This is a genomic window from Phycisphaeraceae bacterium (genome assembly GCA_019636655.1).
Lineage (GTDB): Bacteria > Planctomycetota > Phycisphaerae > Phycisphaerales > UBA1924 > JAHBXB01.
This window is the reverse complement of record JAHBXB010000001.1, coordinates 856,575-881,523: the sequence shown is the minus strand read 5'-3', so window position 1 is coordinate 881,523 and position 24,949 is coordinate 856,575. Positions and strand designations below refer to the sequence as shown.

The window sequence follows — 24,949 nt, the reverse complement described above, 5'->3', positions numbered from 1 at the left end:
CTCTCTCGATCCCAGGGTGTAGCTCAGTTTGGTAGAGCGTCTGGTTTGGGTCCAGAAGGCCGGAGGTTCAAATCCTCTCACCCTGATTGACGATTTGAGCGTTCGCGAGTCCATGACTCGGGGCGTACTCATTTGTCCTGGTGGAAACCAGTGGGTAGTTACCTACGTCGCCTTGAGCGGGAGCAGCGAAGCTAGGCCCTCTGTTTCGAAACGATCAAGAATTGCCTTATCGCAATCCAGACGATCTCTTGACCGCCGCAATTTCCAGTATTCTCGTTGGGTCAGCGTGATCGCAGGAAGTTGGCGCTTGATCGAATCGTCGCTTTCTTCTCCCTTGGCCCAGCGACCGAGGAGGTCTTCGAGTTCCATTATTCCTTCAACTTGGCGAAGCTCGTCATCGAGGCCCGCGCCACATGCAATCGCGATACGGAACTTTGGAAAACTCGGAATGCGCCCGAAGACATAGAGCAAGGTGATCACACCCGCCCAAGTTGCGTATGAGAAAAAGCCAGCGCCCACACCGACTGCATACCAGAGCGCATAACCGCTTTCCGAGGATGATGAGGCCTTGAGCAGCGACGACAAAGCTTCAATTGCAGGACCACCTCCAAATGCGACCAACGTTGCGGCAAGCGTCTTTGGGCTGAAGATCCGGTACATTCGGACAAAGTAGTAGAGCATCCATCCCATGACTGCACCGAGCAGAACCGGACCAAAGGCGTTTGGCATGGGGCTTCTCCGTGTTCGCGATCGCTTCGATCGTATCGCTCAGGTAGAGTTCTCACGCACCTGACCGATCTATTGGTGATTCGCCGGCTCCAAGGCCCTAACGCTCACCAAGAAGAGTTCAGCCGGCGTACTGTCACCCTGATTGACTTTCGAGAAAGACCTTCGATCAGCGGGCGAGTTCTTTTTTAGGAACACCAGGGTTTGTGCTTGAGCCGGCCATCTGCTGCTCGATAGGGAATGTCGCGAACAAGGACACAGCGGCTCACGCGGATCTTGGCGATCACCTCCGACGGTTGCTCAGACGTTTTTTGCAGGGCTATTCCCCTCGATCGGAAAGAGCCATTCGTTGCCATCGGGATCGTCGATCTGGATCGAGTCGTACCCCCACCAGGTCTGCTTGCTGGGAACGGAACGCTCAACGAGAAGTCGGCGAAGTTCTGCGAGTTCGTCTACATTCAGCTCGACAAAGAAACGCGATTTGTCTCTGCGTGCGCCATCCTGGCAGAGTATGATCTCGCAATCCCCGCGATTGACCTGACAGACAGCGCCTTCGCCGTCGTCTTCATGCCATTTCTTCCAGAAGCCAAGCATGTCGACGTAGAAATGAAGCGAGCGGTTCAAGTCGGCAACAAAGAGCACCGGGCGCGCATACCACCCGTAAATAGTCTGTGTCACTGCTTTCTCCGACACTCAGGCTCGAGATCCGCGTAATCGCAATGAGATAATCCATCAAACACCCCAGAAACGCTCTGGAGTTGCGAGCGGCGCGCGAGCCGTCAGGGGTGTTGCCCATGAGAAATGTTACCCGATACCCTTGGTTCGGAGGTATCGTCATGGGTCTCTCAAGACGAGGTTGGTTCTTTGTCCCGCTTGTTTGTAGTGCTGTTGGATGTCAACCTGCGGAGACGGTGGCAGTGGCTGACGATTCGCCCAAAGAGGCGATTTCTTCGTCCTTCCACGGCGCAACGGCAGGAGACCAGCGCGAGATTGCGGGAATCAAACTGTGCTGGTGTCCTCCCGGCAAGTTCATGATGGGGAGTCCCGCAAGCGAACCGGAACGGCGCTCCGACGAGGATCATGTCGAGGTCACGCTCAGCAAAGGGTTCTGGACTGCGAAATGCGAGACGACGCAAGGTCAGTGGAAACACATCGTCGGCAAGCTGCCGGGCAGGTTCACGGCAGAACTGCCGGAGGACGACAACCTTCCCGTGGGGAATGTCAACTTTGCGGAGGCGGGGGCGTTCTGTCAGAAACTCACCGATCTTGGGCACAAGTCAGGAGATCTGCCAAGCGAGTGGGAGTTTCGTCTGCCGACCGAAGCGCAGTGGGAATACGCCTGCCGGGCGGGCACGACGACGGCCACCGCGTTTGGCAACTCGTTGAGCAACAAGCAGGCGAACTTCAAGGGCAAGCCATATAACGGCGCCGAGCGTGGGCCGTCGCTGGGCAAGGCTGCGAGAGTCGGCCAATACCCCGCCAATCCGTGGGGGCTTTGCGACATGCACGGCAACACGTTCGAGTGGTGCCGCGACTGGTATCACACCAAGCTTCCTGGTGGAGCCGACCCGGACCTGTATGACGCGAAAGCGACAGCCACGAAGAACCGTGACGGCACCTTCTCCCGTGTGCGCCGCGGCGGCGCCTGGAACGATGACGGCATGTTCTGCCGCTCGGCGCTTCGGTTGCGTTACGAACCTGAACGAGGTTATGATCATATCGGTTTTCGTGTTGTAGCCGTTCAGCGGTGACCACGCTTCATGCTGTGTTCTTTCACGCAGTCTTCGAGGCGTCTCGGGCGAGCAAAGCGCGGATTTCAGGCTTCCATGCCCTCAGTCCGTCAGAAAGAACTCTCTTGGCGTACTACCACCCTGATTGCAAAGCAGAGCGGCGCCGGACGTCATCGGTCCGGCACATCGCGAAGCGATGGTGAGATGACTCTTCGAAGTGCAATCCTCTCACCTTGATTTCTTCGCCTTCGCGGCCCTTCCGGCCCCCGTCTTTTTGCCCTTTGCGGACGGCTTCCGCCGCAGCCGCGTCAGCATGGCGGCGTGGTCCTCAAGGTATTTCTTCACGGGCATGTGGCGCATCGCTTCGCCGATTACGTCGAGCGAGAGGTCTTTGACTTTCTTGAACCGCAGGCAGCACCCGGCTCCGCTCACCTCCAAGTGGAGCTTCTTCCCCACCCCTGCCTTCTTCCACGCCTTGTCGAACCACTCCCGCATAGGCGTGTTGTGGAGCAGGAACAGCACGTAGACAACCATGTCGTTCTTCTGCGACGACAGGCCCATGTACATCAGCGGGAGTTCCGGGCGGGTGTGGTGGCCGGGCGGGTAGATGCGGTGCGGCACGCAATAGCCGATCACACCGTACCGCACGCACTCCTGGAGGTCGTCGTCGAGGTTGTCGAGGATCACCCGGCGCACCGCCAGAAGCGCCTCCCGGCGATCAGGCGGGAGCGAATCCAGGTATGCCGCAACGGTGGTGGCTGTGCTCTTCATGATAGGGGTTGTGACGAACAAGTGTATGGTGAGAACGACAGAAGCACAAAGCAATTACGAGGGAGGATCGAGCGGGGGAGAGAGCACTAATGCCAGAGGAAGGAAGCCCTTCCTTCGGTACCTCCATCCCTGGAGAGCAAAGTCGGCCGCGGTTCAGCGACAGCCCCTTCCACACTGCGTGAGCTCGACGCCAGATCAATCCGGCACGAAGGTGGGTTGTGGGGAGAAGAGGGGGGTAGACGTCGTCATACCACTTGGTATAGTAATCCATATGGTATCAGATCGGTCTCCCAGGCTCGACCTCGTTTTCCACGCCCTGGCCCACCCGGCCCGGCGCGCGATCATCCGGCAGCTCGCCGGTGGTGGGGGCGGGGAGCGAAACCTCACCGAGCTCGCCTCGCCCCTGAGGATGACCTTTCCCGCCGCGACCAAGCACGTGCGTGTGCTGGAGCGGGCCCGGCTTGTGCGCCGCCGCGTCGCAGGGCGGCAGCACCTGTGCCGCCTGCGTGCGGAGCCGCTCCGAGATGCGATGATCTGGACCGAGCAGTTCCGCCGGAACTGGGAGGCTCGCTTTCAAGCCCTTGATGGGCTGCTGGATGAGATGAAGTCTGAGGAGCAATCCCGCTCCCGCCGCCGCTGACCCCCTCCCCCCCGCACCTCCGTGCCATGACAAGGACCGGCTTATGCACCCGAGCACTCCACAGGGCCTGCACGTCTCCACGCCGACCGACACCACCATTGTCCTGACCCGTACGTTCAACGCCCCGCGCCGGCTCGTGTGGGAGGCCATGTTCACACCGGATCGGATGCGCCGCTGGATGCTGCCTCCCCCGGGGTGGACGTTGACGGTCTGCGAGGTCGAGGCCCGTGTGGGCGGCACGCTGAGGCTGTTGTGGAAGAGCACTGACACTGATCCGGTCATGACGCTCCGGGGGGTCTTCACCGAGGTGGCCCCGCACGAGCGGATCGTGCACACCGAAGAGATGGTGCTGGCCTCCGGCGAGACAATCGGCAGGCTGGTAGAGACGCACGAGTTTGCGGAGGTGAGTGGGGGCGGGGTCACCATGATGCGCATCACGCAGACATACGACTCAAAGGACGCCCGCGACAGCGCCCTCGCTTCCGGCATGGATGAGGGGATGGAGGCCGGGTACCAGCAGCTCGATGCGGTGCTCGCTCAGCCTGCGTAGGACACGTTGGCTTCATATGCCACCCGATCTGGGCACGGCGAGGCCTACCGTTCCGGGTGCTGGCTCAACCATCCTGATGTCGGCCGAGTCGAGGAGTCCACATGGCCGTGATCACCGAGATATCGTCCAACGTTCATCGCATCAGCATCCTCTGGCCGGAGATCAACCTGCAGTTCAACCACTTCCTGGTGGTTGACGATGAGCCGCTGCTCTACCACACCGGCATGCGGCGCATGTTCCCCGAGGTGCTGGAGGCGGTGAAGCGGGTCATCGATCCGGCCACGCTCCGCTGGATCGGCTTCAGCCATTTCGAGGTGGACGAGTGCGGGTCGCTCAACGACTGGCTCAGGGTCGCCCCCCGCGCTCAGGCGGTCTCGGGGGTCGTCGGTTCGCTCGTGAACCTGACCGACTTCGCCGACCGCCCGCCCAGAGCCCTGAACGCCGAGGAATCGTTCAGCACCGGCGCCCTGAGCTTCCGCTACCGCCCGACGCCGCACCTGCCGCACGGCTGGGACGCCGGCGTGCTCTTCGAAGAGACGCAGCGGATCCTCTTCTGTTCCGACCTGTTCACCCACAACGGCGACGTAGAGGCCCTGACCGAGTCGGACATCCTCGGCCGCGCTCGCCAGGCGATCGTCGACTTCCAGCAGGGGCCGTTGATGGACTATACACCGTACACGCGTAACACCCGGCCGCTCCTGGAGGGCCTCGCAGCGCTCAAGCCCCGTGTCCTGGCGACCATGCACGGGAGTTCATTCGCCGGCGACTGCGAGAAGGCCCTCCTTGACCTTGACCAGGTGTATCGGGAAACGCTCGGCGTGCCGTCCGCGAGATAACCCGTGTGTGCACGCCGAGCGCCGCAACGCCTATCGGTAGCCGCCGGCGATGAACAGCGTCTCGCCCGTCAACCACCCGGAGTCCGATGAGGCGAAGAAGATGACCGCGGGTGAGATGTCGGCGGGCTGACCGATCCGGCCGAGCGGGGTCATTGCCTCGATCTGCGTGCGGAAGTCGCTCGAGGTGATTCCTGTAGTGTGCGTTCCCTCGGTCTCGACCATTCCCGGATTGACGGCATTCACGCGGATCTTCCGGGGCCCGAGTTCCTTGGCCAGCGACTTCGTGATCGCGTCCACGGCGGCCTTGGTCCCGCTGTACAGCGAGCCCGTCGCCGGCGCCGCGGTGGAGGCGACCGAACTGATGTTCACGATGCTCCCGCCCTCGGGGCCGAAGTGCTTGACGGCGTGTTGGGTGGTCAGGACGAGCCCCAAGACGTTCAGGTCGTACATCCGGTGGAAGTGCTCGGGCGTCACGTCCTCAAGCGGGAGGAACTCGTACACGCCCGCGTTGTTGACCAGCACGTCCAGCCGCCCGAACGCCTTCCGGGTCTCCGCGAAGAGTCGCTCGATGTCGGCCGGATCGGCGACATTGGCCTTCACCGCCACGGCGCGGCCGCCGCCCTTGACGATGTCCGCGACCACTCGGTCGGCTCCCTCCTTGCTCGATGCATAGTTGACGATGACCGCGGCCCCCTCGCGGCCCATGTGCCGCGCGATCTCGGCGCCGATGCCCTTTGATGCCCCGGTCACGACCGCAACCTTGCCTTCAAGTCGCTTCGACATGTTCGATCTCCAGTGGTGACCTCCGCGCTTGGCGCGGCCAGTCGGACTGATCTATAGCCACGTGCTGAGTTGCAAGCACCACGGACCGGAGATGAATTAGGGCGTCGAGGCCGCGGGCAGCCGCTGCAGCGTGTAATACGCCTCGGTATGCAGCAGACCACGTCCTTCCTTGTTGGTAACTCCTGGCATGCTCAACTCGTGCACGTACCCCTCGCCACCGTCCCGCAGACCATCGACTGTCAAGCGGACGGTCCGCGGCGAGGTCACCGTGGCGCGAGTGATCGTCGGTGTCTTGTGATCGATCTCCGGCGAGCCGTAGTCGGCGTGGTACTCGTACGTGTACGAACTCATGCTGTAGGAGCCGGGATCGCCGGCGGTCTTCGGGTCGACGTCGTGAGTGAAGGTCAGGACAAATCCATCGGGCGCCGCCCGCATGGTGAGAGGCTCGAAGGGGACCTTGCCCGTCCACTCCAGCCGCTGGATCCCGAATCGGCGGCGGCCGACCGACGCCCAGCCGCGGTCCGTTTCACCGATGAGCATGGCCCCGTCCTTGGCGAAGCAGAGCCTGTTGACGCCGCAATCAAGCCCGGAGAAGAAGGGAAAACACGCTCCCTGGTAGACGCCGTCGACCTTCTCGATGTCCACCCGCATCACCGTGGCGTTCGTCTGGTCGCCCACGAAGACCTGGTCGGAGAAGGGGCCGAAGCGGCCGCCGGTGGAGTCCACCAGGAAGTCCGCGGTGGACTGGCCCATTTTCCGGTACGGGAACCAGATCGTGGCCTTCTCTCGCGCCGGCGGCGCGTCCCCCTCGCTCCATCCCTCGCGCCATACGAGCCCCGCCGGGTGCCCGGCGTAGATGCCCGGCGCCAGGAGGCTGATCCGGTTGGTGCCGACGTAGTCCCCCTGGTTGTCGGCGTAGAACATGCTCCCGTCCATCCACATCCCGATCCCGTTGGGCGAGCGGAGGCCGTCACACACCGGGATCATCCGGCCTTCGGGCGAGATCTTCACGGCCCAGCCGCGGTAGGGGGCGATCGCCTTGCCGAGCGAGCCGCAGAACCCGACGTTCAGCGTTACCCACGCGTTGCCCTCGCGGTCGAACTTGGGCCCGAACGCGAACTCGTGGTAGTTGCCCGAGAGGCCCCATGCGTCGCAGAATGTCTCGTAGCGGTCGGCTCGGTCGTCACCGTCGAGATCGACAAGGCGAGTTAGCTCGCCGCGCTGCACGCAGTAGACGGCAAAGCCGGATTTGCCGGCACTCTTCTCCTCCCGCACCGCCAGCCCGAGCGCCTCGTGCAGGCCGGTCGCAAAGGGCTTGAACGTCGCATTGATGGGCGGCTGATCGGCGAAGTTCGAGACGATCAGCACGTCGCCGCGCCGGGTGGAGACCACGGCCCTGCCGTCCGGCAGCACGTCAAGCCCGCCGACCTCCAGCACCATCGTGTCCGGGATCGGCACCGTCGTGACCTTGTAGAACTCCTGTTCCGGGGTCGGGAAATCCTGGTTGAGCTGCCACTGCAGCGCGGCGTCCGCGGCGGAATCAAGGCTCACTCTGTTGTTGAGCTGGTACTGCCAGGAGCCCCCGCCCTGGGAAACCTTGGCGAACAGGTGGTTGACCCCCTCTTTGAGGTCGAGCCGCACCTTGTGGTCGGTCGGGTCGAGTCCGCGCGGGACGTCGGCATCGACCAGCAGCGCCCCGTTCAGCCAGCAGCGCAGGCCGTCGTCCGACCCCATCGTCACTTCGATCGATGCCGGCTTGGCCGCGGTGATGCGGCGGTAGAGGTAGCATGTCGCGTTGGTGTCGATCGAGTTGCTATTGTTCACGCGGAGTTCAATCGGCGCGTTGTCCGGGCCCTCGGCGTCGCTCAGTTCCCGCCAGGAGACCTCGGCGCCGCCCTTGCCCTTGTAGTGTGCCTTGAGGTCGGGTCCCGTGCCATTGACCGCCATGTTCGACAGGTCCCGCTCGGGCGGCAGCGACTTTCCGAGCGTGTTCTTCTCGGCTCCCGGGAACGGTGTGAGCAGCCAGTAGCGACCCCACGTGATGTCGCCGGTCCCGGACGCCCGCGCCATGAACGCCGCTTCGGTCTGCGCCCGGTCCGCCTTCTTCTCGTACTCGATGCCGGAGATTCTCACCTGCCCGACGGAAGCGACAGCGAGAACAAGCACTCCTCCGATCACCGTGGCAGCCTGAAGCGTTGTGCGATTCATGGTGTGACTTCCATCGTGACCGTCATAGGGCGACCCTGCAGAGATGCACCGGGGGTGATAGAGAACCACGCGGCGCCGTCGGGACCGGCGACCTTCGCCAGCCCGGGCTCGGATGCGGTACACACAGCCTCGGGGCCCGGGTTCAACCAGATCGTGGGCGTTCCGTTCGTACCCGTCGGGAGGCCCGAGAGTTCGAAGTGCCGGCGAATCGTGGCCGCATTCTCGGCCTTCCCCGCGGTCACCATCGGCTCAAAGGTCTCGCGAACGTGTACCGGGGGCTCGCCGGGTTTCCAGTCGATGTCGTACTCGAACGTCGGCGTTCCCCGGTCGTCGAACGAATAGCCGCGGAAGTGGTAGCCGGCCGTTGTCCCGGCCTCGTCACCGCCGTTCGGCCCCGCGTCGATGAGAATCGGAGGACCCGCCGGAGCGGTCCACACACGCGATCCCTGGCCGCCCGCCACCGTTCCGCCGCGGCCCGCCCAGGCGCCGGAGGCATCGAGGAAATCGCCCTCCCACGCCTCGACGAGTCTCACGGCGCCGGCATCGAACGCGAAGTGAATGCCACCCCGCTCAACCGGGTAGCCGACCGCTATTCCGCGGCTGCCGGCGCGTTTGAGGAATGTGCGGACGACCTTGGGGCGGTCGCCGACGCGGAGCTTGAACCCCTGGGCCTGCTCGATCCCCTGCGGCGGGGGCATGAAATCGGAGAGGTTGAAGTACGACCAGAGTGCGTCGATCTGCTGCTGGGTGTTGCCGCCGTAGACCTCGGTGATCGTGCTCTGACCAGTCTGGAAGAAGTTGGTCATCCGGGTGCCCTGCTTCACGCGCCCGGGGTCCTTCATGTAGCGGCTGAACCAGTCGTAGCGGAGCCGCTCGGCGAACGCGGTGATCGATGGACCAGGCGTGCCTGTTGAGGGCGAGTCTCCGAAGACGTGGCACGAGATGCAGTTGAGCCCGGTCTCCCCCGCAAGCAGGACGCCCGAGCGGATCAGTTCCTGGGAGGAGGCCGGTTCTGTCGGCGCCGAATCGGCGAAGACGCCGTCCACGCTCGAGAGCTCCTCCGCCAGATCGCCGAGCGATGCCCGTGGGAACTGCGGCATCCGGGCGGCCATGTACGGTCTTGCCCTCCCCGCGTCGTGCAGGACGGCCTTCATCCACACGGTGTTCAACTTGCCGCCAACTCCGGTGAGCCGGGGCGGGATGCGGCCTTCATCGCCAAGGTCCGCCTCGGTCAGCGTGGTGAAGGAAGCACGGTACGGCTCGGCCACACCGCCTGTCTCGTTGTACTCGTGGCAGGCGGAGCAGTTGAGGGCCGCTAACCGGTGCAGCGCATCAAACGCGGGCGATCCGGCGAGCCCCGCGCCGTTCGCGTGCTTCTGGCGGGCGTCGATCGCTGCCTCCATTGCCGTCCTGTCGCCAGCGGAGAGCGTGTAGCGCGGCGAAGCGTGATCGGCGGGATCGAGGCAGCCCTTGCCAGGCCGGAGCGACGTCAGCGGGCGGGACGTGTCCGCTCGCGTGATCGGTCTTCCCGTGGCCGCGTCCGGCGCCTCGTGGCAGGCGGCGCAGCCGCGGGCCGCAAACGCAGCCTTGCCCGTTTCGGCGAGCGACGGATCGAATGCAACCGAGTCCGCCGCGGGGGCGCCCCACTCTGTGATCAGGTACGTTGCCAGCAGGTCCGCCTCGGCCTTGGTGAGGTTCATCCCGGGCATGCGCCCGTGCGGGCGGGTCTTCGCGGGGTCAACAAGAAACTCGGCCAAGGACGATGGGCGCCACTTCCCCTTCAACGCCCCGAAGGGCGCCGGGGCCTCGGCGCCCGACTTGTTTGCGGCGCCATGGCACGCCACGCACCCGATGGACAGGTACAGATCGCGTCCTTGTGTGACCGTCTGTGGCTCGGTGGCAACGCTCTCCGCTACAGGCTCACCCACACGCCCCAGTCCGAGCAGGAACTGCGTGATCGCCGCGGCATCGGCCTTGTCCTTCGCCGTATCGCCGAGCACGGCCGGCATTCCAGATCCGGGCTTGACGTGCTGAGGCGAGAGCACCCACTCGCCGAGCCAGGACGGGCCGAGTCGAGAGCCGACTCCGGCGAGGTCGGGGCCCTTGAACCCGCCGCCATCACCGTGGCAGTTGAGGCATCCAAGCGTGTCGAGCAGGACCTCGCCGTGCTGCCGCACGAACGCGGCGGCGGTCTCCTTCTCGCCATAGGGAGAGACCGCGGTCACCAAGGCAGGGATCGGCTCGAGGCCGAATCCCTTCAGCCCCGCCCGCTGCATCTCCCACACGGCGCGGAACCGGGCCTGGCCGGATCCCGACCGTGTGATGGTGTATTGAACATTGAGCGGCCCGGGCTTGAGCGTGAGCCATGGCGTGAGCAGCGACGGCGCCGACCCCGTGCTCGGACGGCTGGTGCTCGCGACAACCTGGTCTTTCAGCGCGTTGCCAAAGAGCCGAATCTCGACGCGGCACCCATCCAACTCGGCGCCGAAGCGATACCGCCCCGAGTCGGGGACGTTGACTTGCGCATCAAACGTCGCCTCGAACCCTGACGCAGGGAGCAACGGGTGGACCGAATCGCCGGCCTCCAGCGCGAACGCGGGCACCGGGGAGAATGCCGCGACCGGTTCTCCGGGCGTTCCCTTGGCGTCGAGGGCACTGAACCTGCCGTACCAGCCCGGCGGCAGCGACTCGGCCGCGGCGGGAGCGAGGGCGGCCGAGCGTGCGGCGTGCGACGCGACCGCAACAAGTGCCGCGCCGGCGGCAACGATCAGGACGGCGGAGAGGGCCGCCGCTCCTCGCGGACGGCGAACGGTCGCGGCGGCTTGGCGGCGGCCGGGGTTCGGTCTGTTCATCGATGTTCCTGTGGCTTCGGGGGAGCTCCGCCGGCATGAGATGGATCGAGACCGCCAGCCCACCGGAGGCCGGCGAGCAGGTGCTGCATGAAGCGATCATCACGCCAGGCCTCGGGCCGGTGCCCAAGGGCGGTGTAGAAGACCCTGCCGCGACCAACCTCCCGCGTCCACGCGATCGGGTACTCACGGCCCGGCTCCGCTCCGGGCGTCGCGGGGTCGAGCGCGATCAGCACGCGGCGATCGTTGGTGAGCGACTTGAACTGGTAGATCTCGTCCGCGATGGTGAACGTGCGGCTCAGGGAGACGCCGCCGCGCGACCCGCCCGTGAGGAGGAACGGCCTGACGATCGGGTCGTCCGGCTCAAGGGCGATCATGGTCACCTGCTCGTTCCACGGGTGACCGTCGAACGTGCCGCCGATCGTGCGCACATACTCCGGCTCATCGGCGAAGGTATCCGTCGCTGAATGAACGCCGACGAGCGCCCCGCCGGCGACCACCCATTCGAGCAGTATCGCGCGCATCCGCCCCATCGGCAGCGAGCCCGTCGTATAGAACATGACCACGTCAGTTTGGGCCAGGCGCTCGGGCGTCAGGTCACGAACGTCATCGGAAACCGTCACGCTCAGCCAATCCAGTCTGCGCCCAAGGTCGTTCAGGATCTGCCGCGTCTCCGGGAGCACCTCGTGCCGATAGCCCGCGGAATGGGTGCAGTAGAAGACTCGCAGGGGTGTACTCTGCCGACCGGCAGGGTGGGAACCGGCCGAGAGGTCCCGCACCTGGAGGTCCTTCCATTCAACTCTGTTTCCCATATGGTGGCTCTGGAGCGCGACGCGGCCGATGTCAAAGTCGAGCAGGCTCGCATCGGCCATGGGTTCGCCGTTGACCCAGGTCTGGATTCGGCCGCCTGTCGCCCGTACCCGAAGATCGAACCACGCGCCGTCGCGCGAGACCGGGCTGCTCCGGGTGGCCGGCCACGCTTTGGCGTAGATGCATCCGGTAAAGTTCTTCGGATCGTGGTTGTCGATCTGCGCCTCGAACCCGAGCGGCCAGCCATCGGGCTCATCCCCCCGGGGGACGGCGCGAAAGTACAGCCCCGAGTTGCCGCCGCTGTTGATCCGCACCTGGGCACGCAGTTCCAGATCCGTGAAGACCGGGTCACCGTACAGGTGCCCGGGCCCGTTCTGCCCGACGACGACGCCGTCCTCGACGGTCCACGTCGCGTTCCCCTTGCCCTGCCAGCCCGTGAGATCCTTCCCGTTGAACATCGGCGCGAAGTCGCCGGGATCTGGATCGGGAGAGAGATCAAGGACCTTGAGATTACGGAAACGCACAACGTCGCCGTGGCACTGCAGCGAGATGAATCCCGTGGTCAGGCGATCCTGAAGCGGGCTCGGGTGATCCGGGCTGTGGACAAAGCCGCGGCCGTCCAGCCGCTGGTCCTTGTGAATCTGCTCGCCGTTCAGCCAGATGTTGAGCGTGTCACCGACAAGGTGGATCCGGTAGGTGTTCCATTCTCCCGCGGGCCTGACCGCCATAGCGGTCGGCGCGATCGCGTCATAGACAGCCCCGCAGTTCGTGATGCTCGGCGCCTCGCCCGCCGAGTCGAGAACCTGCACCTCAAGCCCGGTGAACGCAGGATCCCCCATGGAGGAACCGCGCAGGCCGATTCCCGAGTTGGCGCCCGGGGTAAGTTGGAAGTCGAGCTTGAGTTCGAAATCACGGTACTGCCGCGTTGTGCGGAGCCACCACCCGTCTCCTTCGCCGGGCCGCGTCACAATCTGGCCATCCTCAACACCCCACACGCCAGCATGCCCGGACGTGGTCCATCCTGAGAGGTCCGAGCCGTTGAACAAGGGGGCCCATCCCGCCGCACGCTCGGCCGCCGAGAGCACGCCCTCGGGCTCGTTGTCCACGGCCGTCGTACCACCGGTGGCCACCAGAACTGCCGTGGCGAGAAGCACGCCGCACACGCGAATCAGGCCGGTCGCCACGCCTCGCCTCCGGTCGCAACATCCCACGAAATCAGGAACTTACGGCAGAATACCACGAGGGCCTCCCCGCGGACAAGCCCCGCCATGGATGGATCTCGACGTGTCATCCGCCTGTCACCGGCCGCAGCGGCGTCCACCCGCCCCCGCGCTGACTGCTCTCAACAACGCGATCGATGAACTCGACGCCCCGGGCGCCCTCCACAGCTGTCGGGAACTGCCGCTCGATGCTCGCCTGTCCCGACAATCGGCCGCCCGTGGTGCGGCTCCTGATCTCCCCCGCGGCGGCACGGTAGAGGTTCGCAAACGCTTCGATGAACGCCTCCGGGTGGCCCGCCGGGAGCCGCGATGCCCACGCTGCCGCCGCACCGAGGGACTCGTTGCCACGCCGATAGACCCGTTCCGGCGCGGCGTCTGGCCGGAGGACGAGGTGATTGGGCTCTTCCTGCCGCCACATCAGCCCGGCCCTCGTGCCCCAGATGCGGATGCTCAGGTCGTTCTCCTGGCCCACGCACACCTGTGACGCCGTGAGCACCCCGCGGGCCGCGACGCCGCCCCGGGCCGCGAACCGCAGAAGCACGCTCGCATCGTCGTCCAGACGCCGGCTGGCGACGAAGGTGGAGAGGTCGGCGGACACGGCCTCGATATCGAGCCCTGTGATGAACCGGGCCAGGTGCTCGGCGTGGGAGCCGATGTCACCGATTGCGCCGCCGCGCCCGGAGCGCGCCGGATCCGTGCGCCACGAGGCCTGCTTCTGCCCGGAGCCCTCCAGATCCGCCGCGAGCCACCCCTGGTGGTACTCGACAACCACCTTGCGGATGTCGCCCAGATCGCCCGCGGCGACCATCTCTCTCGCCAACCGAACCATCGGATACCCGGAGTAGTTGTACGTGACGCAGCAGACTACGCCGGAGTGGTCGATTACCCGAACAAGGTCGATTGCATCATCAAGCGTGCTCGTCAGCGGCTTGTCGACGATGACATGGAAGCCCGCCCGAGCAAAGGCGGTGGCGGGCGCGTGGTGCGCGTTGTTGGGCGTGACAATGGAAACCGCCTCAATGCGATCAGCGGGGTCCCGCGAGAGTTCACCATCCAGCATCTCCTGCCACGAGCCGTACGCCCGATCCGGATCGAGGCCGATTCCAAGGCCGGAGGCCCTCGATCGCTCCGGCGAAGAGGACAGGGCGCCGGCCACTACGGATGCGGTGTCGTCGAGTCGCATGGCCATGCGGTGGACACCGCCGATGAAGGAGTCCTTGCCGCCGCCGACCATGCCGATGCGGAGCGGGGGGGTCACTCGCGGGCTCCGGTTGGTGTGCTCGAGTGGCTCATGCCTGCCCACCCGCTTGCGATCCGCGATCAAACGCCGCATCGAACGCCGATCCCGCAGGGGAGAAATCCAGCCTCCGCACAAACTCGCATGACTCCTTCGCGCCGTGCTCGCGGTCCATCGCGCCGTCCTCCCATTCCACGCTCAAGGGGCCCGTGTACGCGGCACGGTTGAGCGAACGGATGATCTCCTCGAAGTTCACCTGGCCCCGCCCCGGGGACCGGAAGTCCCACCCTCGACGCGGGTCTCCGAAACCGAGGTGCGAGCCGAGGATGCCCGAATCGCCGTCGAGCGTCCTAGCGCAATCTTTGATGTGGACGTGGAAGATGCGATCGCGGAACCGGTCGATGAACCTCGCCGGGCAGACCGACTGCCAATGGAGGTGGCTCGGATCAAAGTTGAACCCGAACGCCGCGTGGCCGCCCACCGCCGCGAGCGCGGCGACGGCCGTGTGCGTGTCGTACGCGATCTCCCCCGGGTGCACCTCCAGCGCAAACCGCACGCCCTCCCGTTCGAACACGTCCAGGATCGGCCCCCATCGCTCGGCAAAGTCGCGATAGCCCGCTTCGATCATGTCCGGTGGAGTGGGGGGGAAGAAGTAGAGCTTGTCCCACACGGCGCTGCCGGTGAACCCATTGACCACGGCCACTCCAAGTCGTGCCGCCGCCCTCGCCGTGTTCTTGAGTTCCTCCGCCGCGCGCCGGCGAACGCCCTCGGGGTCGCCATCGCCCCACACATGCGGCGGGAGGATGGCCTTGTGGCGCTCATCAATCCGGTCGCAGACGGCCTGCCCCGCGAGATGGTTCGAGATCGCCCAGCACTTCAGGCCATGCCCGGCGAGCAGGTCCCGCTGGCGGCGGGCGTACCCCGCGTCACGCAGGGCCGCTCCAACGTCGAAGTGGTCGCCCCAGCAGGCCAGTTCCAGGCCGTCGTAACCCCACAAGGCTGCCTTGGGCGCGAGCGTTGCGAGGGGTAAATCAGCCCATTGGCCGGTAAACAAGGTGACAGGGCGCGGCACGGTTCCGTCTCCCGGGAGGGGTCGTCGGAACGCAGTCTACCCGATCCGCCGGACGGCCTCCCGCTACTTCTGAGGCTTGAGCATGAGCGAGCGGCCGCGGAAGCCATCGGGCGTTGGGCTGAGGCTGGACACGTTGTCACCGAGGTGTTCGAGGATGAGCCTCACCGGCGGCAGGTGCTTGTGCCATTCCGGCATGTGCTCGCGGAAATCGGCCACTTCCTCGTCGATCGAGGCCGCGTCCATGCCCCACTCGGCCAGTTGGGCCTTGTAGATGGTCTCCGCGTTCTCGATGGACCAATAAGCAAATCCTATCGCCTCCGCGAAGTTCTCGTAGGAGTACACGACCGCGCCATCGGGCAGGAGCGAAGCGCCGGCCTTGAACCGATCGGAATCGGCCAGCCGCGGCAGAGCCGCATCGGACGCGAGTCGCATCGCGTTCTCGATGTCCTCGCTCCTGCCGACGAAGGCATAGCCGAGACCGAGCCCGATCGATGGCCCATCGCCGTCGCCACTTTCAAAGATCTGTCCGCCCTGGAAGTCCCGGGGCTCCATGCCGAACCCTGCCGAAAGCGCGTTGAGCTGATTCGCCAGCGCCAGCACATCCTTCGTCTTGATCGCGAGGAGCGTGCGATCGCTGTCCGGGCCGTAGGGCCTCTTCACGTGGGTCACGACGCAGACCTCGTTCGACAGGGCGCCCAGGAACGGTGCCGCCGATGCTTCAAACGCCGCCAGGTAACCCGCGCCATCCTGCTGGATCGACTTGGGGAGCGACTGGAAAACCGAACGAGCAAGGGGGATGACCCGATCGAACCTGACGCCGACGCTGCGGAGCGAGGCCACTTCGCGCCCGATAAAGGGGGGAGCGGTGAACGTGCCGACCGCGTCGAGCAGCGAAAAGAGGCCCGACTTCTCCTTAATCGCGACCCCTACGGTCTGCTCGACCGCCGCCTGGTCCGCGTCGAATCGCAGACCGAGACTGACCGAGTCGAGTGCTCCGAGCCCCAGGGAGTCGAGCACCGCCCGGATCTGGTTCTCATCGCCCAGCAGCGGCAAGCCCGACGTCGCCAGCGAGGTGAACGACGTGCGGACCTCGTCGGTCACCAGCAGCGCCGCGATCGCGTGGCTCCCGGCGGGGTGCTGGTCAATGGCCGCCGTGTACAGGGGCGATGATGCCAGCGATCGGCCCTCGCGGGTCGCCTCGCCCGCCAGCCGGCCGATCGTCGATTCCATGGCTGCCTTGCTGGTGCCAAGGCAGAGCGTCCCGCCCACACGGCAGAAACGGACCGATCGCAGCGAATCCATGCTCCACGGCCCGCTCCCGCCATCGGCATCAAACCCCTCGTCGTCGTTCATGCCGTCCGGGGCCGCGGCGTCGCTATCGACGGTGGTCCGGGTGATCACCCGGATGACCTTCCCTTCGTAGAACTCTTCAGTCTCCTTCGCGCCGTTCTTGACGGATTCCTTGATGAGCTGGTCAACCACTCGCTCCATGGACTCGGCCTTGTCGCCGAACTCGGCCACACCGAGAAAGTGAACCTCGTGAGTGAGCTTGGACTTCTTTCCGTCGTTGGGCGCGGCGCTCGGCTCCAGGAACACGGCGAACCCCGCCGGGCCCGTCGGCTCGGCAAGGTCGTCCGGGTCGATACCGACCTCCTTCAGGCTCTCGGCCAGCCAGTCCTCGCCCTGGGAGTCCGCCATCCCGGTGATCGTGTCCTTGGCGAACAGATGGACGAACGTCCTGAACTCGGGCTCGGCCCACAGGCGCCCCGGCGACGACCGGTCGAACGCGGCCCTCGCGGCGCTCCAGTCCTCGACCGACACCACCACAAACGTCGACCTCGGCGCCAACTCGGCGATGCCGGTCCACGCCGGGGGCTCGGCGACCAACCCGCGTGCGACGGCCAGCACCGTGGCAAGAGCAACGACAACGGGGGCGAAGCGGCTGAGACGGTGCATAACGGCTCCAAACGGGAGGTTCGATCAGTCTATCGGGTGACGAGTCGAGGCCGGGAAGCGGCCCGGCACGCGGACGGCGGGATGATCACCCGCCCGAGGAGTCATCAAGAATCGCCGGACGATCGAAGTTGGTCCGGACCGGCGGCTCGTTGTAGTTGTAGCCGGAGTTCGGGTTGTCCTTGTCGTAGGCAAACGCTTCCCGGTTGCGGATAAAGTCCCGCAGGTACCGGACAGGAATCGCGAAGTTCAGCCCCTCCCCGAGGGGTATCTTCATGTTCGTCACGCCGATGACCTCGCCCTGGAGGTTGAACAGCGGACCGCCGGAGTTCCCCGGGTTGATCTGCGTATCCGTCTGGATGTACGTGATCCCCTCGAAGTTCCGCTGCGTCGTCGAGATCACCCCACGGGAGAGCGTCCGCTCCAGGCCCAGCGGGGCCCCGATGGCGAAGACATCCTGCCCCGACGCCAGATCCTCACGCCCCTGCAGGTAGACCGTGGGAAATGGCTTGCCCTCGGGGTCTTTCATCTTGATCAGCGCCATGTCGAGGTGGTTGTTCACCGCGATCAACTCGACGTCCTCCACGAGCTTGCGCCGGAAGTCCTTGCCGACCTTCTGGTACACCGTGCACTTGATCTTGCGTTCGCCCTGCACGACGTGCGCGTTGGTGATCGCGTACCCATCGCGCTGGATGATGAAGCCAGACCCCAGCCCAGACGGAGTCTGGACCATGATCACCGCCTCGCCGAACTCCTGGGCCAGCTCCTGCGGCGACTTCTCAGGAAGGTCGGACGCGGTCTGGAACAGCCCGTCAGAGGCCACCTGTGCCTTGGTCTGATCGGGCTCCGCCCGGTCGATCAGCGTGATCCGTGCCCGCGGAACCATGATGACCTCGTATCCAAGATCAATCCAGAGGGCGTCCGCGGTTTCCTTGAGAATGGGAGCGACCAGGGTCGAGCCGTCGGTCAGAACGATCGTGTCGCCCTTGGGCGGGGCCGCTGTCGCCGACTCCGAACCCGGCGACGGTGCCCCCCCGCCAGACGCCGGTTCGGTCTGGCCCGCCGCGACGGGCGCGGCAACAAGGCACGCGGCGAGCACGACCAGCCGCGTGGAACATTCCCGTAACCGTCGTGTCACGATGAACTCCTGTCCGTCAAAGGTGCGTTCCCCGCGCCCTCGCCGCTACAGTCTAGCAGGAGCCGGGACGCGACTCCCGGGGCTTTGGGGTCGGCCGATTTGGAGGCGAAGATCATGCGGAACGGTCCGATGTGCGTTGTGGCGTGCTCCGTGCTTGTTGCAACCGGGGCCGGCTCGGCCGCCGCTCAGCCCGCCGAGGGCCTTGGACGCTACTTCGGGTTCGATCCGATGCGCACGATCGTCGTCGATGACGGATTCGGTCCGATGGTGGTGGGGGACTTCAATGGCGACGGCCGGCCCGATCTTGCCATCGTGAACAACCGCAAGAGCCGGATCGAGGTTTACTACCTTCGCGACAAGGAGCGCACCGAGGCCGAGCGTGAACGGGTCATGAAGGCCAACGAACTCCCGCCGAGCCCCTGGTACGACCGCGAGGACATCAGCGTCGCGCACCGCGTTCAGGCGATCCGTTCGTTCGATGTGGATGGTGACGGCAAACTCGATATCGTCTACGCCGGCGCCAGCCCCAACGAACTGGTGGTCATGCGCCAGGAGAGCCCCTCGAAGTTCACGACGGTCTCCAAGCGAGAAGTCAAGGGGCTCGCCTCCCGTCAGCAGGGCCTGGCGATTGCCGACGTGATCGGCGACGAGGCTCCCGAGATCATCGCCATCGCCGATGACCGGATCCAGGTCTTCCCGCTGAGCCGGACGGGCACGATCGGCCAGCCCTCGCGCATCGGGACCAGCGCCCCGTTCGCGGCGTTCTTTGTCGAGGACTACAACGGCGACGGCCTGCAGGACGTGCTGGGCGTCGTCCCCGAGGCCTCGACACCCCTTCGCCTGTGGCTCCAGCGCCAGGATCCCAGGCGGGTCGGCAAGAGCGGCCTGCTTGCCAGCGAACTCCGCTTCGAGATGCCGTCGCTCCGCGAGGTCGAGAACGTCCGCCTCCCCGGGCGCGCGGCCGCGTCGATCGCGGTGATCGAACGTGTTTCCAAGAGGATGGTTCTCTATGACCTGATCAACTCCGCCATCGAGCCCGCCGCGTCGCTGCAGTCCACGGGGGGTGAGCGACGGGTCCGCGCCGAGGTCTGGGCGTTCGATGAGGGCAGCAACAAGGACCGCGCGGTGCGAGTCGTCGACCTCGACGCCGACGGCAGGCTCGACCTGCTCGCAACCAACCAGAAGTCCAACACGATCGACTACTACCGGCAAGCGGAGAAGGTCGGCCTCGGCGCCGCCGAGCCCTTCAGCGCCCTCAAGAAGCCGAAGTCGATCGCCACCGGGCGCTGGGCCACCACCGGCGGCCCCCCCGAGGTGTTCGTGCTGTCGGAAGAGGAGAAGACCGTCGGCGTCTCGCAGTACGACGCAGTGACCGGCCGTCTTTCCTTCCCGGTTCCTATCTCAGTCAAGACGCCTGGCGCCGTCCCCGTGGCCATGAACTACGTCACGCTCGGCGGCGAAGGCATGCTCGCCGTCGTCGTCAAGGACAAGCGGGACCACACGCTGGAACTCCACAAGCCCGTGCTCGGCGCCGATGGTGCGGTGACCGACGAGGTGACCAGCATCGAGCTCAAGGGTGTCTCCCGGCCGCCCCAGTCGCTCCTGGCCGCCGATGCCGACCAGGACGGCCACACCGACCTCATGCTCTTCACCCCCAGCGAGCCGATGGTGCTCGTCCGCGCTACAGGAAAGTCCGGCGACGGGAGCGTTGCCTACGAGGTGCTCACCGACAAGCAGATGTCGCAGTTCGGCCTGGTGCAGGCCGCCGGCCCTGACAACACCGAACTCATCGACATGGACGGCGACGGCAAGCCCGAACTGCTGATCGCCGATGAGAACTTCATCCGCGCCTGCAAGTACAACGCCCAGAGAGGCTGGAGTGTCGTCGACCAGATCACGATGGCCGAGCCGGGCACCAAGTTCGCCGGGCTCTCCACGCTCAAGGCCAATGGAGACGACCTGGTTGTTGCCGCGGACAAGGGCAACGGCCGCCTCGTGCTCGTCGGCCGCGGCGCGGAACTCAACGGAAAGCCCGGTCCGTGGCGGGTCAGGGACCAGCTCAAACTCATGGGCTTTCCGCTCGGACCGATCTTCGCCGGCAGCTTCGCCGGCGATGGCGAGCCCAGCATCCTCTGTGTCTCCGATGACGGCTTTGCGCTGGTTCGCCTCGGTGGCCAGCGAGCCGAACTCGACGCCTTCGCCGCGAGACGGGCCGACGACGACGACCGCGTCGAGCACGAGATCGAGGTCGGCGACATTAACTCCGACGGCAAGATCGACCTTGTCGTCCTTGATGGCGCCGAGCGCATGTGCGAGATCTTCTCGATCAGCGACGCCCGGAAGATACTGCCGGGAACCGAGTTCGAGGTCTTCCAGTCGCGGCTGTTTACCCGCGGCAGGCCCCAGGAGGGCGAGCCCCGCGGCGCGACGGTCGCCGATGCGACCGGCGACGGCAAGCCCGATGTGATCATCCAGGTCCACGACCGGGTCATTATCTATCCGCAGGCGACCAAGCCTCGCTGAGCGAGGCCGTGAACAGCGCGATCGCTGAGGTCGCCGCGGCGGCGCTCGGCGGGTGCTCCCACAGGTCCAGGTGCCCGGCCCCGGGCAGCTCGACCAAGCGAGACTTCGGCGCTGCACGCGTGACCTCCCGGGCATCCTCCACCGGGCACACCTCGTCGTCGCTCCCATGCAGGACCAGCAGCGGGCATCGCAGCCGTTCCGCCAGTCGTGCGCGATCAAACCCGCCGTACGCCGGATCGAACGCCCACGTCAGCCCCCGCCCAAGCCGGACTCCGAGCAGGGCCAGCGCCGGGCGGAGCGTCGCCGCGTGCGGCAGCGCGGCGTTGCGGAGGACATTCCTTGCCGGGTCAATCGGCACCCGGTACGGCGCCTCGGCGATGACCCCGGCGACCAACTCGCTGGCCGCCGCGGCGGCGATGGAGACGCCGGCGCCGAGCGAATACCCGTACAGGAGAACCCTTGCCTCCAGGCCCCGCTCTGCAACGGTCTCGATGAGTCGGCACAGGTCTTCCACGTCGCGGGTGCCGAGCGCGCCGATTCCGGGGCTGTCACCCTGCCCGGCAAGGTCCCACATGACCACGCGGCGGGACACCGGCAGAAGCGCCGGCAGCCGGGAGAGCATGACCACCCGCGAGTCGCCCCACCCCGGTGTGACGATCAGGACCGGGCCCGACTCATCGTCGCCGGGCACATCCCACACGGGGAACTCCATACAGCGAGAGCGAAACGACCACGTTTCATAAGGCCGGGCCGTGCCCTCGGGAGTGGCAAATGCCGCGGGGTCCGCCGGTCGGGATCGCGCAAGGGCCCATGCGAGGCCCCGCCGCGGCGGGTGCGTGAGCGCGTGCACCGTGAACCACACGACCAGGGCCCACATGATCGCCAGGCCGAGCAGCAGGAGCAGTGCCAGGCCGCCGACGTCCATCAGACTCAATCCTCCAGCGTTTGTTGGCGTGGGGCGGGCGCGTGGCAGCGGCGAGTGGGGGACTAGCGACCGCTGGCGAAGAGGTTCACGACGTCATTGAACGTGACGACTACGAACAAGCCGACAATCAGCACCAACCCGGTGATCGCAGCGAAGTTCTGCACAGCGACCGACGCCGGCCTTCGGAAGATCGCCTCGTAGAGCAGGAATACAAACTGCCCGCCGTCGGCGATCGGGATGGGCAGGAAGTTCACCACCGCGAGGTTGACGCTGATCAACCCGAGGAAGAACAGCAGCCACACAAAGCCCTTTTGAGCCAGGAGCGTGCCGACGTGCGCGATGCCAACGGGACCCTTCAGGTGCTGAACCTTGATCGAGCCCTGGAACAATCGCGCGAACGTGATGTACGTGCTGAGCATGACCGTTCGAGTCCGTTCGAGCCCCTTCCGCAGCGCACCAATCGGCGACTCCGCCTTGTCCAGGATGTACTCGGGCTCGAACAGCGCGCCAGGGATAGGACTCTCCCAGCCGGCATCAGCGACCGCTCTGTACTGCTCGGGCGTGAGTCGCCACTCAATCTTTTCCGTTGCGGGCTCCGGCGACATGGCCGTCGGCGGGAGTTCGACATCGAGCATGACCGGAGCATCCTGCCCGCCGCCGGCGGCGATCATCCGCCGTACCTGGCGTTGAATGTCGCCCATGTCGGAGACGGGGTGCCCATTCACGGCGACGATGCGAGTGCCCCGGATCAGCCGCGGCGTGCCCTCGGGCTGCGACCCCTCGGGCCACGAGGCGACGCGTGCCGGAGCGCGTGAGCCGAGGCGATATCCAAAACCAATCGTCTTGTCCCGCCCAACGGGCACTGCCGGCAGGTCGATCCGTTCGTATGAACTGCCCGCGGGACGCAGCACTGAAATCGCCAGGGTCTTCCGGGCGTTGGCACGGATCTCCCGCTGCCCATCAAGCGGATTGGGCCATTCGAGCCCGCCGATGCGCTCCAGGAGGTCCCCGGCGCGCAGGCCCGCCCGCTCGCCCGCATCCGTGACGTACGACACCTGCATGACCGGCATCAGCCCCAGCACATGAGGCACGATGGTCTCCTGCTCACCACGGTCTGGAGGTGGAACACTCGCGGTCTGCGACTGGGGACTCGGGTTGAGCGTGAACGTCAGCGGCGCACCGCCGCGGGCGTCCTCAAAGGCGACGGTGATCGGTCTGCCGTTGCTGTTCCGGGCGGCCAGCGAGAGGTCCGCCAGCGAGTGCGCCGGGCTGCCATCGATCGACTTGAGCACCATGCCCGGCTCAAGGCCCGGCAGTTCCGAATCCTCGGCGATGCGACGGAACTGCTTCAGATTCTCCGCTCCCTTGGGCGTGATCACTGTGGTCGAACTCGCCGGCGCAATCCCCACCTGCAGCATGCGGGTTTCGGGATCCTCCTTCGGCTCCACCGTGACCCGCAGCGGCTCCGGCCGGCCGCGGCGCTGGACGGTGATGTCAATCGGCCGGCCCTTCCTGGCCATCGCACTCGCCACCATCACGTCCGTGAACGACGACGGCGTCGAGCCGTCGATCGAAAGGACCACGTCCCCCGGAAGCAGCCCCGCGGCCGCGGCGGGAGAGCCGGGCAGGACATCCCCGACCATCGGGGCCTCGGTGCGCAGCCCGATCATGAAGACGATCACGAACAGAACCGCCGCGACAATCATGTTCATCACGACGCCCGCCGAGATCACGATCATCCGCTTCCACACCGGGCAGCGCTGGTAGCCATCCGGGGCGTCGCTGATGGCCGTCGGAGCGGCATCGTCCTGGCCGAGCATCTTCACGTACCCACCGAAAGGGAGCACGTTGAGCCGATACTCCGTCGGGCTCATCTCCGCGGCCTGAGGGTCGCTTGACGCTCTTGCCTTGCCGATGAGACGGTTGTACTCCGCCTCGCTCGAACCTCTCCGCCATCCCAGGCCCTTGCGGAACGACACCATCGCGGGTCCGAACCCGACGGCGAAGGCCAGCACCCGGATCCCAGCCCACCGGGCCGCGGCAAAGTGCCCCAGTTCGTGGGCCACGATGATTAGGCTGAAGCCCCCGAGCACCAGAAGCAGGTCGAACGCCGTACGGAAGTATGACAGCAGGTCCATCATTGTCAGAGTCTATACGCGGGCCGGGAGCATCCGTGCGGGCAACAAGAAGGGCCCGGCCATCTGGCCGGGCCCCTTGAGGCGGATCACCATTTCTATCGGTCGGCTTACTTGGAGTACTTCACCGAGCAGCCGTAGGCCTTGGTCTCGGGGGTCGAGACCTTCTTGCCGGCGAGCATCTCGTCGATCGCCTGCTTGGCATAGTTGGTCGTGCCGGGCTCGGACGGGTTCCCGTTGTCGATCGCGCCGGCATAGGCGAGCGTGCCCGTGGCATCGACGATGAACACGTGCGGCGTCCGCTGCGCGCCGTACTGGTGACCGACGTCGCCGCTCTCATCGAGCAGGACGGGGTAGCCCAGGTTCCACTCCTTGGCGTACTTGGCGTTCAAGTCCTTGCCCGCGCCCTCCTTGCCGGCCGCGGACGAGTTGATGGCGAGGAAGACGACGTCCTTGCCCTGGTACGCGGTCTGGAGGTCGGCGAAGGTCTTGTGCTTCTTGTGGTGCATCACGATGACCGGGCACTCGGGGTTGAACCACTCGAGCACCACGATCTTGCCCTTGAAGTCCGACAGCGCGTACGTCTTGCCGTCGACGCCCGTCAAGGAGAACTCGGGCGCCGTCTCGCCCACTTTCGCCGCGGCGTGCTTGTGGGCGCCCTCGGCGTGCTTCGGGGCCTTCTCGGTGGCCTGCTGCGGAGACTTGGCGGGCTGCCCTTGGGCGAACGCGGCAGTTCCCGGAGTGACGGTGGCCGCGAACGCGAGGGCGCCGGCGGCGACAAGAAGGCTCAGAACGTTGGTTGACTTGCTCATGCTCGAAACTCCTGTTGCGTGCCCGTGTCGG

The 24,949-nt window shown here is 65.8% G+C and carries 19 protein-coding genes and 1 tRNA gene; 6 read left to right on the top strand and 14 right to left on the bottom strand.

What is annotated here, in order from left to right; all coding sequences use genetic code 11:
* The first annotated feature begins 12 nt into the window (after window positions 1-12).
* Window positions 13-86, top strand: a tRNA-Pro gene (locus KF745_03785).
* A 76-nt stretch (window positions 87-162) separates the two neighbouring features.
* Here the strand turns inward: KF745_03785 and KF745_03780 are convergent.
* Both KF745_03780 and KF745_03775 read right to left on the bottom strand, forming a co-directional pair.
* Window positions 163-729 carry a hypothetical protein gene (locus KF745_03780; protein MBX3357528.1) on the bottom strand — a complete coding sequence of 189 codons (567 nt, stop codon included), beginning with the start codon at window positions 727-729 and terminating at the stop codon, window positions 163-165.
* A 297-nt stretch (window positions 730-1,026) separates the two neighbouring features.
* Complete coding sequence (locus KF745_03775; protein ID MBX3357527.1) at window positions 1,027-1,404, bottom strand: VOC family protein; 378 nt, start codon at window positions 1,402-1,404, stop codon at window positions 1,027-1,029.
* Between the two features lie 239 nt (window positions 1,405-1,643).
* Here KF745_03775 and KF745_03770 point away from each other — a divergent pair, with 239 nt between their 5' ends.
* Window positions 1,644-2,477, top strand: coding sequence for a formylglycine-generating enzyme family protein (locus KF745_03770; GenBank protein MBX3357526.1), 834 nt, complete (start codon window positions 1,644-1,646; stop codon window positions 2,475-2,477).
* Window positions 2,478-2,684: 207 nt separating this feature from the next.
* Here KF745_03770 and KF745_03765 read toward each other — a convergent pair whose 3' ends face one another.
* Window positions 2,685-3,227 carry a DUF1801 domain-containing protein gene (locus KF745_03765; protein ID MBX3357525.1) on the bottom strand — a complete coding sequence of 181 codons (543 nt, stop codon included), beginning with the start codon at window positions 3,225-3,227 and terminating at the stop codon, window positions 2,685-2,687.
* Window positions 3,228-3,498: 271 nt separating this feature from the next.
* Between KF745_03765 and KF745_03760 the strand changes: the two genes are divergently transcribed.
* The 3 genes from KF745_03760 (at window position 3,499) to KF745_03750 (ending at window position 5,253) form a co-directional block, all read left to right on the top strand.
* Window positions 3,499-3,867, top strand: coding sequence for a helix-turn-helix transcriptional regulator (locus KF745_03760; GenBank protein ID MBX3357524.1), 369 nt, complete (start codon window positions 3,499-3,501; stop codon window positions 3,865-3,867).
* A gap of 43 nt (window positions 3,868-3,910) precedes the next feature.
* A complete protein-coding gene (locus KF745_03755; GenBank protein MBX3357523.1) occupies window positions 3,911-4,417 on the top strand; it encodes an SRPBCC domain-containing protein in 507 nt (168 codons plus the stop codon).
* A 101-nt stretch (window positions 4,418-4,518) separates the two neighbouring features.
* Complete coding sequence (locus KF745_03750; GenBank protein MBX3357522.1) at window positions 4,519-5,253, top strand: hypothetical protein; 735 nt, start codon at window positions 4,519-4,521, stop codon at window positions 5,251-5,253.
* A 30-nt stretch (window positions 5,254-5,283) separates the two neighbouring features.
* On the opposite strand, the gene KF745_03745 is transcribed toward KF745_03750, so the two are convergent.
* From KF745_03745 to KF745_03710, 8 genes are all read right to left on the bottom strand, one after another.
* Entirely contained in the window at window positions 5,284-6,036 is a 753-nt protein-coding gene (locus tag KF745_03745) for a glucose 1-dehydrogenase (protein MBX3357521.1), read from the bottom strand.
* A gap of 96 nt (window positions 6,037-6,132) precedes the next feature.
* Entirely contained in the window at window positions 6,133-8,244 is a 2,112-nt protein-coding gene (locus KF745_03740; GenBank protein MBX3357520.1) for a hypothetical protein, read from the bottom strand.
* Window positions 8,241-11,096, bottom strand: a complete 2,856-nt coding sequence (locus KF745_03735; protein MBX3357519.1) for a c-type cytochrome — start codon at window positions 11,094-11,096, stop codon at window positions 8,241-8,243. Before KF745_03735 ends, KF745_03740 begins: the two co-directional genes overlap by 4 nt.
* Entirely contained in the window at window positions 11,093-13,087 is a 1,995-nt protein-coding gene (locus tag KF745_03730) for a DUF1080 domain-containing protein (GenBank protein ID MBX3357518.1), read from the bottom strand. The genes KF745_03735 and KF745_03730 overlap by 4 nt, the downstream gene beginning before the upstream one ends.
* A 103-nt stretch (window positions 13,088-13,190) precedes the next feature.
* On the bottom strand, window positions 13,191-14,381 hold the full coding sequence (locus tag KF745_03725; GenBank protein MBX3357517.1) for a Gfo/Idh/MocA family oxidoreductase: 1,191 nt from the start codon (window positions 14,379-14,381) through the stop codon (window positions 13,191-13,193).
* Between the two features lie 31 nt (window positions 14,382-14,412).
* Window positions 14,413-15,432, bottom strand: coding sequence for a sugar phosphate isomerase/epimerase (locus tag KF745_03720; protein MBX3357516.1), 1,020 nt, complete (start codon window positions 15,430-15,432; stop codon window positions 14,413-14,415).
* 63 nt (window positions 15,433-15,495) lie between these two features.
* Complete coding sequence (locus KF745_03715) at window positions 15,496-17,388, bottom strand: hypothetical protein (GenBank protein MBX3357515.1); 1,893 nt, start codon at window positions 17,386-17,388, stop codon at window positions 15,496-15,498.
* Window positions 17,389-17,473: 85 nt separating this feature from the next.
* Window positions 17,474-18,523, bottom strand: coding sequence for a trypsin-like peptidase domain-containing protein (locus KF745_03710; GenBank protein ID MBX3357514.1), 1,050 nt, complete (start codon window positions 18,521-18,523; stop codon window positions 17,474-17,476).
* Between the two features lie 114 nt (window positions 18,524-18,637).
* Here KF745_03710 and KF745_03705 point away from each other — a divergent pair, with 114 nt between their 5' ends.
* Window positions 18,638-21,046, top strand: a complete 2,409-nt coding sequence (locus KF745_03705; GenBank protein MBX3357513.1) for a VCBS repeat-containing protein — start codon at window positions 18,638-18,640, stop codon at window positions 21,044-21,046.
* On the opposite strand, the gene KF745_03700 is transcribed toward KF745_03705, so the two are convergent.
* The 3 genes from KF745_03700 to KF745_03690 form a co-directional block, all read right to left on the bottom strand.
* Entirely contained in the window at window positions 21,015-21,971 is a 957-nt protein-coding gene (locus KF745_03700; GenBank protein ID MBX3357512.1) for an alpha/beta fold hydrolase, read from the bottom strand. The genes KF745_03705 and KF745_03700 overlap by 32 nt on opposite strands.
* Before the next feature lie 62 nt (window positions 21,972-22,033).
* Entirely contained in the window at window positions 22,034-24,109 is a 2,076-nt protein-coding gene (locus tag KF745_03695) for a site-2 protease family protein (protein MBX3357511.1), read from the bottom strand.
* 107 nt (window positions 24,110-24,216) lie between these two features.
* Complete coding sequence (locus KF745_03690) at window positions 24,217-24,918, bottom strand: thioredoxin family protein (protein ID MBX3357510.1); 702 nt, start codon at window positions 24,916-24,918, stop codon at window positions 24,217-24,219.
* Window positions 24,919-24,949: the final 31 nt, after the last annotated feature.

Bases quoted from the DNA above. Each gene is read 5' to 3' on its own strand.
- KF745_03780 (MBX3357528.1), bottom strand. From the start codon at position 729: ATGCCAAACGCCTTTGGTCCGGTTCTGCTCGGTGCAGTCATGGGATGG.
- KF745_03765 (MBX3357525.1), bottom strand. From the start codon at position 3,227: ATGAAGAGCACAGCCACCACCGTTGCGGCATACCTGGATTCGCTCCCG.
- KF745_03715 (MBX3357515.1), bottom strand. From the start codon at position 17,388: ATGCACCGTCTCAGCCGCTTCGCCCCCGTTGTCGTTGCTCTTGCCACG.
- KF745_03745 (MBX3357521.1), bottom strand. From the start codon at position 6,036: ATGTCGAAGCGACTTGAAGGCAAGGTTGCGGTCGTGACCGGGGCATCA.
- KF745_03695 (MBX3357511.1), bottom strand. From the start codon at position 24,109: ATGGACCTGCTGTCATACTTCCGTACGGCGTTCGACCTGCTTCTGGTG.
- KF745_03705 (MBX3357513.1), top strand. From the start codon at position 18,638: ATGCGGAACGGTCCGATGTGCGTTGTGGCGTGCTCCGTGCTTGTTGCA.
- KF745_03700 (MBX3357512.1), bottom strand. From the start codon at position 21,971: ATGGACGTCGGCGGCCTGGCACTGCTCCTGCTGCTCGGCCTGGCGATC.
- KF745_03740 (MBX3357520.1), bottom strand. From the start codon at position 8,244: ATGAATCGCACAACGCTTCAGGCTGCCACGGTGATCGGAGGAGTGCTT.
- KF745_03755 (MBX3357523.1), top strand. From the start codon at position 3,911: ATGCACCCGAGCACTCCACAGGGCCTGCACGTCTCCACGCCGACCGAC.
- KF745_03750 (MBX3357522.1), top strand. From the start codon at position 4,519: ATGGCCGTGATCACCGAGATATCGTCCAACGTTCATCGCATCAGCATC.
- KF745_03690 (MBX3357510.1), bottom strand. From the start codon at position 24,918: ATGAGCAAGTCAACCAACGTTCTGAGCCTTCTTGTCGCCGCCGGCGCC.
- KF745_03760 (MBX3357524.1), top strand. From the start codon at position 3,499: ATGGTATCAGATCGGTCTCCCAGGCTCGACCTCGTTTTCCACGCCCTG.
- KF745_03735 (MBX3357519.1), bottom strand. From the start codon at position 11,096: ATGAACAGACCGAACCCCGGCCGCCGCCAAGCCGCCGCGACCGTTCGC.